General features: G+C 68.7%; 9 protein-coding genes. 5 read left to right on the top strand and 4 right to left on the bottom strand.

Features of this window, described 5'->3' with window-relative positions:
* The first annotated feature begins 571 nt into the window (after nt 1–571).
* Complete coding sequence (locus ABZV58_RS03765; RefSeq protein WP_354998618.1) at nt 572–2,002, top strand: hypothetical protein; 1,431 nt, start codon at nt 572–574, stop codon at nt 2,000–2,002.
* Between the two features lie 98 nt (nt 2,003–2,100).
* Nucleotides 2,101–3,138, top strand: coding sequence for a fused (3R)-hydroxyacyl-ACP dehydratase subunits HadA/HadB (locus ABZV58_RS03760; RefSeq protein WP_354998617.1), 1,038 nt, complete (start codon nt 2,101–2,103; stop codon nt 3,136–3,138).
* A gap of 4 nt (nt 3,139–3,142) precedes the next feature.
* Here the strand turns inward: ABZV58_RS03760 and ABZV58_RS03755 are convergent, their stop codons facing one another.
* Nucleotides 3,143–4,618 carry a DUF4185 domain-containing protein gene (locus ABZV58_RS03755; RefSeq protein ID WP_354998616.1) on the bottom strand — a complete coding sequence of 492 codons (1,476 nt, stop codon included), beginning with the start codon at nt 4,616–4,618 and terminating at the stop codon, nt 3,143–3,145.
* Nucleotides 4,619–4,902: 284 nt separating this feature from the next.
* Between ABZV58_RS03755 and ABZV58_RS03750 the strand changes: the two genes are divergently transcribed.
* A complete protein-coding gene (locus tag ABZV58_RS03750; RefSeq protein WP_354998615.1) occupies nt 4,903–5,175 on the top strand; it encodes an excalibur calcium-binding domain-containing protein in 273 nt (90 codons plus the stop codon).
* A gap of 101 nt (nt 5,176–5,276) precedes the next feature.
* On the opposite strand, the gene ABZV58_RS03745 is transcribed toward ABZV58_RS03750, so the two are convergent.
* Nucleotides 5,277–6,395 carry a BTAD domain-containing putative transcriptional regulator gene (locus tag ABZV58_RS03745; RefSeq protein WP_354998614.1) on the bottom strand — a complete coding sequence of 373 codons (1,119 nt, stop codon included), beginning with the start codon at nt 6,393–6,395 and terminating at the stop codon, nt 5,277–5,279.
* A gap of 28 nt (nt 6,396–6,423) precedes the next feature.
* The gene (gene fbaA, locus ABZV58_RS03740; protein WP_354998613.1) at nt 6,424–7,458 is read right to left on the bottom strand and encodes a class II fructose-bisphosphate aldolase; all 1,035 of its coding nucleotides are present in this window, start codon (nt 7,456–7,458) and stop codon (nt 6,424–6,426) included.
* A gap of 437 nt (nt 7,459–7,895) precedes the next feature.
* Between fbaA and ABZV58_RS03735 the strand changes: the two genes are divergently transcribed.
* Both ABZV58_RS03735 and ABZV58_RS03730 read left to right on the top strand, forming a co-directional pair.
* On the top strand, nt 7,896–8,591 hold the full coding sequence (locus ABZV58_RS03735; protein ID WP_354999023.1) for a VTT domain-containing protein: 696 nt from the start codon (nt 7,896–7,898) through the stop codon (nt 8,589–8,591).
* Between the two features lie 29 nt (nt 8,592–8,620).
* Entirely contained in the window at nt 8,621–9,298 is a 678-nt protein-coding gene (locus ABZV58_RS03730) for a DedA family protein (protein ID WP_354999022.1), read from the top strand.
* Between the two features lie 152 nt (nt 9,299–9,450).
* On the opposite strand, the gene ABZV58_RS03725 is transcribed toward ABZV58_RS03730, so the two are convergent.
* Nucleotides 9,451–10,539, bottom strand: coding sequence for a glycoside hydrolase family 76 protein (locus ABZV58_RS03725; RefSeq protein ID WP_354998612.1), 1,089 nt, complete (start codon nt 10,537–10,539; stop codon nt 9,451–9,453).
* Nucleotides 10,540–10,659 lie beyond the last annotated feature (120 nt).

Below are 10,659 nucleotides of genomic sequence, written 5' to 3'. Positions count from 1 at the left end.
CGCGGCAGCCGGACAGAGCGCGCCCACGCAAGGCGCTTCCGCTCAACAGACGGCGGCAGCCGGACAGAGCGCGCCCACGCAAGGCGCTTCCGCTCAACAGACGGCGGCAGCCGGACAGAGCGCGCCCACGCAAGGCGCTTCCGCTCAGCAGGCGAGGACTGCCGGACAAGGAACGCCCACGCAGGGCACTTCCACCGAGCGAGGAGCGTCGACCAGTCAGGAAGCGTCCGCACAAGGCGCCTCCAATCAGCAGACGACGGCAGCCGGACAGGGCGCGGGGACACAAGGCGCTTCCGCTCAGCAGACGAGGACTGCCGGACAAGGAACGCCCACGCAAGGCACTTCCACCGAGCGAGGAGCGTCGACCAGTCAGGGAGCGTCCGCACAAGGCGCTTCCGCTCGGCAGACGACGGCGGCCGGGCAGAGTGCGCCTGCTCAGGGTGCTCCCGCGCAACCGGGCGCGGCCGATGCCAAGACCACGGAGATTCCGCGGGATCGGGCGGGGGCGGCGCAGGCCGCTGCGGACCAGCAGGGCGGGCAGCCGTCGAGTGCCGACTACGAGACCATGGTCATGCGGCGGGTCGATCTCGTTGGGCAGGACGACGAGGACGAGCCGGAGTCGGGTGGGGCGGATGCCCAGACCGTGGTGATGCGGCGGGAGCCGCAGAGCGAGCAGGGCGAGCTGGCCGATGTCGCCGGGGCCGATGCCGCGACCATGGCGATGCCGATCGTTCCGCACGCGGGCGACGACGACGCGAAGACGATGGCGCTGCCGATTCAGCGGCCCGCGGGCACCGATCGGGTGCAGGGGCAGCGGCCGCCGCTGTCGAAGCCGCCGACCACTCCTCGTCCCGCGCCGGGACCGAAACAGGCTGGTCAGCAGAGTCCTTCGGGTCCGCCGCCGACCGGGCCCGCCGCAGTCGACGAGGTCGAGGACACTCGGCCGTCGCCGCCGCGACCGACCGCTCAGCCGCGTCAGGCCGCATCCGCGCCGTCGCCCGCCGATATGAATGCGACCCGCCCCGCGCAGTCGCTGACCGACGGTCCGGGCCAGCGCCCGCCGCAGCAGGGCCAGCAGCAGGCTCAGCCACCGCAAGGCCAGCCGAAGCAGGGCCAGCCGCAAGCCCAAGCCCACCCGCAGGCAGCCAAGGCTCCCGGCCAGCCACAAGTACAGCCGCAACCCTCGGCCCATCCGCACACCCAGCCTCGAGACAAGGGCGGCCCGGCACAACCGCAGACCAACGCCCCGGCCCACCCGCAGGGTCAACAACAGCCGCTGGGCAAGGCCCCGGCCCACCCGCAGGCGCCCGGCCAGCCACAAGCACAGGCTCCGGGTCACCCGCAGGCCCAACCCATGGCGAAGGGCTCAGCCTTCCCGCAGGCACAACCCCAGCCGCAGGGCCCTGCCCAGTCAAAGGCTCCGGCCCAGCCGCAGGGACAGCCTCCGGCCAAGGGCGCAGCGCAACCGCAGACCAACGCCCCGGCCCAGCCGCGCCCGATGGCCCAGCCCCAGCGCGTCCCCCCGGCCCCGCCGACCTCGACTCCATCCACCGACGCCACCCCCGCACCCCGCTCCAAGCGCTTGCTGCTCGCGGCGGGCGCGGCAGTCGCGGTGCTGGTACTCGTCGTCGTCGGCATCTTCGCGCTCACGGGCAGCGAAACCGAGGAGGACAAGGTCCGCGACGCCATCGGCGACTACACGAGCGCGCTGCGCGACGGCGATCTCGCGTCGCTGCGCGGCAGCACCTGCGGCCCGCTGCACGACTTCTACAAGAACATTCCCGACGACCAGTTCGCCGGCGTGCACCAACTCTCCCAGGAGCGCAAGAACATCCCGGTGGTCGACAGCGTCGACGCGATCAGGATCACCGACAACACGGCCATCGCTCAGGCGACCGTCTACACCGAGGCGGACCCGAGCAAGCGTTCGGCGCGCACCTTCGATTTGGAGCGAACCGACACGGGTTGGAAGGTCTGTGATCCGCCCGCGGGCACCCCGTAACGTCAAGCCGGGTAAGCGGGTGCCAGTGCTCACACTTACCTGGTCAACGGACCGGCGCGGCCAGTAGCATGGCCCGGATCATGGGCAGGGAGCAGACGATGGTGGAGCCGCGGGCCGAGGAATCGGCGGCACTGGCGGGACGACGATTCCAGGTTCGCGACCACTACGAGGTCGGCCGGGAGAAGGTGCGTGAGTTCGCGCGCGCGGTGCAGAACTATCACGACGCGCACCACGCGGAACCGGACGCGCGCAAGATCGGCTACGACAGCATCGTCGCCCCGCCCACGTTCGCCTCCGTGGTCGGCACCGCGGGCACCAGGGCCCTGCTCGACGAGGTGCTCACCGACTACGACCTGACCCAGATCTTGCAGACGGACCAGACCTTCGAGATCCACCGGCCGATTCTGGCCGGTGACACCATTCGCACCGAGATCCTGATCGAGTCGGTCCGGCAGTTCGGCGACAACGACTTCATCACCGTGAAGTTCGAACTGGTGAACCAGGACGACGAGACCACCCAGATCGGCTCGACCACGATCGTGGCCCGCCGCGGCGCCGAGGTGGACCCGAACCTGGTCGAGGCGGTCGACAAGATCTTCATGCACTCGCGTCCGCCGCACCGGACGGGCGAGCCTTCCGACAGCAGCGTGCTCATCCCGATCGAGGCCGACCCGAACGAGCACCCACCCGTCGCCCAGCCGCGGACCGTGCACACCGTCCAGGACTTCGATCAGCTGTCTGTCGGCGACCAGCTGCCCGCCGGGACCGCCACGCTGACCCGCGGCGACCTGGCCAACTACGCGGGCGTCGCGGGCGATCCCAACCCGATCCACTTCAGCGAGCGCGCCGCCGAGCTGGTCGGTCTGCCGACCGTCGTAGCGCACGGCATGCTGACCATGGGCTTGGCCGCCGAGTACCTGACCTCCTGGCTCGGCGATCCCACGGCCTTCGAGAAGTTCAGCGTCCGCTTCTCCGGTTACGTTCCCGTGCGACCCGACGCGGTGAGCACGATCGAGTTCGGCGGCAAGATCAAGTCGCTCGATCCCGAGCGGCGCGCGGGCACCATCGTGCTCACCGGCACCTCGGACGGCCGCAAGCTGTTCGGCCGTTCCGTCGCCGAGGTCCGCTTCTCCTGAGCTCTCACTCCTCGATGGCGGCGTGCATCAGGTAGACGTTGTAGTCGCTCCAGGTCGTGATGTTGAAGTAGAGGTCTGAACCGGTCGACCACGGGTGCAGGAATCCGCCGTACAGCTCGGGATAGTCGAGCACGGTGACCGTCGGCGTTCCCGCGGACCACACGCCCTGCGGTGAATCCGCTTCGCGGAGAACGATGGCGGCGCGCGAGGTGTCGAGGTAACTCATCTGCCAGACGTCGCGAGACGCGTCGTAGCGGACGGAGAGTTCACCGGCGGGCGCGTCGACGATCGGTGTCGCACCGCCCGATCCGCCGACCGGCGTCCACTGCCCGTCCCGCCAGTACTGGTAGGCGGTGGTGTTGAGGATCTGGTCCTTCGCGACCCTGGCCAAGCCGACGGCGCCGAGCCGGGTGTTGGGCGTACCGAACACGTACACGTGGTCGCCGTGCGGAACCATGGCGCTCACTTGGAAATTCGCGAGCCCGAAGATGTTGTCCCAACGCGCGTGCGGGTCCTTGGTCCAGGTCTGGCCGTGATCGTCGGAGTAGGCGATGCCGCCGTAGTTGGTGTAGAAGGTGCCGGGCATGCTGTGCCAGGTGCGAATCGACATGTAGCTCAGGTATTGCCGGTCGCCGAGCGCGAAACCGGAAGTCGGGATGGTGGTGATCTCGATGTTGTCGAGCTTGCGGCTGGACAGCACCTCGGCGGCGTGGCATCGGCCGTCGGTGACCATTCGGTCGTAGACCATGCCGTCGGAGAGCTCGCGATCGGTGCTGAAGGCGAGCACATTGCTGCGCCAATCGCCGCCCATGCCGCCGGGCGGATGGAAACCGCGCCCGACCGTGTCGCCGAACGCGACGGCGATCTCACCCGGCGCGCTCTCCCACATGATGCCGAGATCGGTGCCGTCGACCTGCCAGCGCTTGTCGGTGCGGTTCACCGAGTTGGCGCCCGTCTGCTTGGCCACCTCGCGCACCTCGGCGATGCGCGGCGCCGGACGCGCGGGCGACTGTGCCGCGTTTTCGACAGGCGGGTCGACCCGCGGCGGTGGCGGCGGGACCGGACCCGGATCCGGGCCGGGACCGGGCACCCCGAAGTGGAAGGGCTGGGGGTTCAACAGAATTTCGGGAATGCCGAGCTGCCCGGCCAAGCTGGGCGGAGGCGGCGGACCGTCGGTGAGATCGGGGCACGGGTTGACACAGGGGTCTTCGGGCAGCGCCATGTCGGTGCGCACCGGCGCGGGATCGGACTGGCGCGGCGGCACAACGGTGATCACCGGATAGGGGATCGGCACCTCGAGCGTCTCGGGAACGAGCGGCTCGTGCACCGGCCGAGGGTCGCTCACACACGGCCCACTGCCCGGCACACCTGCCGCGATACCCGGCTCGGGCGTCGCCAGCGCGAGCGACCGATCGCCGTACATCAACGCGCCCGCGCCGAACACCACGGCGCCGACCGCGGCCACCAGCCGCCTGGCCATACACACCCCTCGACGTTTCACGCTCCACAAGATCGGATCGACCCTACCGGCCGACCCCCACAGACCAAGCGGTGTTTTCCGAAACCTCCCGCATGGACAGGAGTGTCGGCCGCCCGTGGACGGGGCGTCCGGGCTGATCTCTGACGGACCGCGCCTGAGCACTGCGCGTCGACACCGTTCCGCCACGGTGGCGCGCGGCGGTTGACGGACTCCATCCGGCGGCGCACGTTGGGTAGGTGAGGAATTCAGTGATACGCCGATGCGCCGCCGCGACTTTCGGCGCCGTGACCCTACTGGGGATGGCCGCGCCCGCCATCGCCGAATCGACGCCGTTCTCGGTGGTCTCCGGTCCGAGGGACGCCGATCCAGGGCCGACGTACCGCCCGGGACCGAAGGGCGACAATGTCCCGCCCCCGGAGGACGACGACGAGCGCCCGCGCCGGTACTACGCCAACTGCGATCAGGTGCGCGCCGAGGGCGCGTGGCCGCTGTACCGCGGCGAACCCGGGTACGCGTCGTACCTGGACTTCGACGGCGACGGCATCGCCTGCAACTGACGCGTTCAGCTTCGGCCGCGCGCAGTTTTCGACGCGACGCACGCAGGTTCCGACGGAACACGTCCGCGACGGAACACGTCCACAAGCGCCCGTCGAGGCGCCTACTGCAACGCCTGGAACGTCAGGATGGTCGCGCCGATGCGGATGACGTCGCCGTCGGCGAGCAACGCGCCGCTCTCGATCGCCTCCTCGTTGATGTACACGCCGTTGGCCGAATGCAGGTCCTTGATCAGCAGCCCGGCCCGGCTCGGCATGATGTGCGCGTGGTAGCGGCTGGCCTTCGGATCGTCGAGCACCAGATCGTTGTCGGTCATCCGGCCGATCCGCATGCCGCCCAACGCGATCGGCTGCACCCGCCCGTCCGGCATGCGCAACTGACCGCTGCGCACCGAGCGCGGCAGTTCGGTGACCGTCTCGGTCATCGCGGCGGCCATGCGTTCGGTGCGCTTGAACTCCATGGTGTTCAACGGTTCCTGGCGCAGCACCCGCTGCTCCAGCTCGACGAGCGCGGGGCCGGGATCGATGCCGAGTTCGTCGGCAAGCACGGTGCGCACCCTGCGGCACGCGTCCAGCGCATCGGCCTGACGTCCGGAGAGATAGAGCGCGGTGATCAGCTGACCCCACAGCGGTTCCCGCAGCGGATGCTCGTTGGTGATCGAGACCAGCTCGCTGATCACCGAAGACGCACGCCCGCAGACGATCTCGGCGTCGATGCGGGCGGACACGGCGAGCAGCCGTTCCTCGTCCATCGCGGTGGCGAAGCCGTCGGCGAACTGCAGACCCGCCAGGTCGGACAGTGCCCGGCCGCTCCACTCGCGCAGCGCGTTACCGAACAACTGCGCGGCCGCCGCGTGATCGCCGACGCCCGCGGCCTTGGCGGCAGCATCCCTGGTCGCCTCGAAACGGCCTATGTCGCAGGCTTCTTCGGAGATCTCCAGGCGGTAACCCGAGGACTCGGTGCGCAACACCTGCGCCGGGTCGACACCCGAATTCCGCAGCGCCTTGCGGATATTCGAGACGAACACCTGCAGACTCGCCGCGTAGGAATCCGGCGGATCCTCGTTCCACACCATGTCGGCCAGTGCGGCCGAGGCGACCGCGCGCCGCCGATTGACGGTCAACGCGGCAAGCAACGCTCGCGGCTTGGGCCCGCCGACCGCCACCGGCTCACCACCGACGAGCAGCCGGACGGGCCCGAGCACACGCACATCAAGACTCATGAGCTCGGGCCCCCGAAGAGAAAAGGGGTCAGGCGCTGATCGACCGCCCCGCAGACTTCAGATCATTGCACGCCTCGAGCACGCGCGCCGCCATCGAGGTCTCGGCCTTCTTCAGGTAGCTGCGCGGATCGTAGGTCTTCTTGTTGCCGACCTCGCCGTCGATCTTCAGCACGCCGTCGTAGTTCGAGAACATGTGCGCGGCGACCGGGCGGGTGAACGCGTACTGGGTGTCGGTGTCGACGTTCATCTTCACCACGCCGAAACGCAGCGAGTCCTCGATCTCCGACTTCAGCGAGCCCGAGCCGCCGTGGAAGACGAAGTCGAACGGCTGCGCGTCCGAGCCGAGGCCGAGCTTGGCGGCCGCGACGCGCTGGCCCTCGGCGAGCACCTCGGGCTTGAGCACCACGTTGCCCGGCTTGTACACGCCGTGCACGTTGCCGAAGGTGGCCGCGAGCAGGTACTTGCCGTTCTCACCCGCGCCGAGGGCGTCGATGGTCTTCTCGAAGTCCTCCGGCGAGGTGTAGAGCTTCTCGTTGATCTCGGCCTCGACGCCGTCCTCTTCACCGCCGACGACGCCGATCTCGACCTCGAGGATGATGTTGGCCGCGGCGGTCGCCTTGAGCAGCTCCTTGGCGATCTCCAGGTTCTCGTCGATCGGGATCGCGGAGCCGTCCCACATGTGCGACTGGAACAGCGGGAGGCCGCCGCCGTTGACCCGCTCCTGGGAGATGGCGATCAGCGGACGGACGAAGCTGTCCAGCTTGTCCTTGGGGCAGTGGTCGGTGTGCAGCGCGATCGTCACGTCGTACTTCGCGGCGACCACGTGCGCGAACTCGGCCAGCGCGACCGCGCCGGTGACCATGTCCTTGACACCGAGACCCGAGCCGAACTCCGAACCACCGGTGGAGAACTGGATGATGCCATCGCTGCCCGCGTCCGCGAAGCCCTTGATGGCCGCGTTGATGGTCTCCGACGACGTGCAGTTGATGGCCGGGAAGGCAAAGGAGTTCGCTTTGGCCCGACCGAGCATCTCGGCGTAGACCTCCGGAGTCGCGATAGGCACTGTGAAGACCTCCGTGTAGTGCGGCAAAGGACAATTCTGTCAGGCCATACCCTAAGGCAGGGGCGTTTCTCCGCCATCCGCTGGTCGGCAGGCAATGCGTAGTGGCGGTATCCGCGCACTCCCGGCCACTTCGGGGCGAGCCTTACGAGCCCGTTCGCGGCCGTCTCGCTTCCGAGCGGTCGAAGCGCATGCGACGAAGTCGCGAGTCTCGACCGCTCGGTAGCGAGACATGAAAGGCCGCGAACACGCGCGCGCCAGCGCGCCAACAACACGGTTAATCGGCGGTAATTTCTCGCTCGACGGTGGTTTCTCAGCCTTACCCGGTACTGTGGGCCGGGTAATTGCGCTGGCAGCTTCCGACGCGGTGGCAAGCGATGTATGGCCAGCCGCACCCCGGGACAGGAGGCCGCGTGATTCTGCAGGCAGCGACCGAATCGGTGTCGACAAACCTCGCACTGACCCAGTTGCTGGACCCGATGTACCTGCTCCAGGAGACGTGGCTGAAGAACGCGGTGCTGCCCGCGATCCTCGTGATCGTCTTCATCGAGACCGGTCTGCTGTTCCCGCTTCTTCCCGGCGACTCCCTGCTGTTCACCGGCGGTCTGCTGGCGGCGCAGGACAATCCGCCGGTGTCCATCTGGGTGCTGGTCCCCGCCGTCACGTTCATCGCGTTCGCCGGTGACCAGTGTGGTTATTGGATCGGCCGCGCCATCGGCCCGGCGATCTTCCGCAAGGAAGACACCCGATTCTTCAAGAAGTCCTACGTGACGGAGACGCACGAGTTCTTCGAGAAGCACGGCCCGAAGACCATCATCCTGGCCAGGTTCGTGCCGATCGTGCGCACCTTCATGCCGGTGCTGGCGGGCGTGTCCAAGATGGACTACCGCAAGTACGTCGCGTTCGACATCGTCGGCGCCATCCTGTGGGGCGGCGGCGTGACGATCCTCGGCTACTTCCTCGGCGGCGTCGGCTTCATCCGCGACCACGTCGAGGCGATCTTCCTGCTCATCGTGTTCGTCTCGATCCTGCCCGGGATCATGGCGGTGGCGAAGAAGCTGTTGAACCGCGGCGCTGAGCAGCCCGAGGTCCTCGAGCCCGAGCTGACCGCGTCGACGAACGAGACCACCCGCTGAGGCCAGTGTCCAGCGCGTCGCCCCTCGCGATGGGCAGTTTCGATCCGCTGATCTCGGCGGGCCCCGCGCTCGTCTGGACGGTGGTGCTCACTTTCGTCTTCCTGGAATGCGCCCTGATCGTCGGGCTCTTCCTGCCCGGTGACTCGATGCTGATCACGGCGGGCATCGTGATGGCCTCGCATGCCACCGGCGAAGCGCAGGTGTGGGCGCTCTCGGTGGGCGCCATGATCGCCGCGATCACCGGCAATCAGGTCGGGTACGTCATCGGGCAACGCACCGGCCATCGCCTGGTGGCGCGCAAGGACGGCAGATACATCAACACCCGCAATCTGCAGCGGGTCTCCGAGTTGCTCCAGCGGCACGGGTTCCTCGCGGTGCTGGTGGCCAGGTGGATCCCGTGGGTGCGGACGCTGTGCCCGATGGTCGCGGGCGCCGCGCAGATGGATCACCGCAAGTACACGATCGCCAGCACCATCGGCGCCATCATCTGGGCGCCGGTGCTGCTGCTCATCGGCTTCTACGCGGGCAACTTCCTGGAGCGCGTGCCGTGGCTGATGCCCGGCGTGATCTGCACGCTGGTGCTCGGCCTCATCGTCGGCACCATCCTCGGCATCCGGCACTACCGGATGGAGATGGCGAAGCCCGCGGAGGAGTTCGACGTGGATGTGGACGCGCCGACCGTGGTGCTGCCGCGGGTCGAGTACTGATCGAGTGCCGGGCACGGGGTCCGGCGCTCGGCGCGACCGCCCGCTGGCTGGTGCTCTTGTGCGTAGACGGCACACAAGCAGACCCCGTCTTCCCGTTGCAGGCACTCATCCGGAGAACCACCCCATGGAAGGCTCACCGGCCCCCGCTGCACTCAGAGTCCGGCCGCGCTCACCTGGTAGGCCGCCTCCATCAGCATCCATCCGGACAGCTGCACCGACAGGTCCCGCTCGGGCACCTTCGACGAGGTCACCGAGCCGCCCGAGGTGAAATAACCCGCCCCGCCCGTGCCGCCGGGCAGCTGAGCGGGCCTGCTCCAATCGGCCCCGAACAGCGGCTCGCCCTCGACCTCCAGACGGTTCGCCCAGGCCGCCGTGGCCGACGCCCGGACGAGCGCGGCCGCGGTCCGCCGATCCGCGACCTGCTGGCGGTCCTCCCCGGGCAGCATCACCGCGACGTACGCGAGGTAGCGGGCGAGGATGCCGTTGAACAGTCCGCCGTCGCCGCCACCTCCGCCCTTGATGACGCCGCCCGCGGTCATGTGGTCCTCCACCGCGGCCAGCAGCCGGTGCACCCGGTCCAGGTGGCGTTCCTCGCCTGTGTGCATCGCCAGCTCGGTCTCGACAGCGAGCACGACGCCCTGGCAGTAGGCGAACGTCGGGCGTTCGATCACGCCGGACGGGAGATGGATGCCGTCGAGAATCAGGCCGGTGCCGGGATCACGCAGGGTCGCGTCCAGCCAGTCCGCCATGTCCTGCGCGCGCGTGTGCCGACCGAGGCGGCTGAGCGCGATGGCCGCGGGACCGTTGGCGGGCGCGTTGTAGTAGTCCGAACGGACGCGCCACGGGATACCGCCGCCTACCTCCGGACTCCACGCTTCGTACAGCTTCTTCTCCAGCGCGACCAGCGCGCCGCGCGCCTCGGTGATGCCCTGGGTCCGCTCCGCCCGCTCCAATGCGATGGCGAGCCAGGCCATGTCGTCGTAGTAGTTGTTGGTCCAACCGGTGATGTTGCGGATGCGATGCGAGCGCACGAGTTCGCCGATTCGCCTGCGCCGCACCGGTATCGGCGACCGGTTCGCCGCGTCCACCGCGCAGTCGATCAAATGCGCCTGCCACCAATAGTGCCAGGACACGAACGCGCGCTCACGCTTGGTGGCCGGCCAGCCGACGACGCCGAGTTCCGTTCCGGGACAAGCCCATAGGGCCCGCAGGTGCCGAGAGACGATCGCGGACTCCGCCATATCCGCCCGTTCCGACCAGAGCGCGGGCGTCGGTGCAGCATCCTGCCCAGTCCGTGGGCTCCGCGAGGTCATACCTCAATGGTGCCAGTTGGAAGCCGATTCTCGCCGCCGAATTGTTAC

The organism is Nocardia sp. NPDC004654 (genome assembly GCF_040609595.1).
GTDB lineage: Bacteria > Actinomycetota > Actinomycetes > Mycobacteriales > Mycobacteriaceae > Nocardia.
Note: the sequence above shows the minus strand (reverse complement) of the source record. Positions and strands in the feature narration are given on the sequence as shown.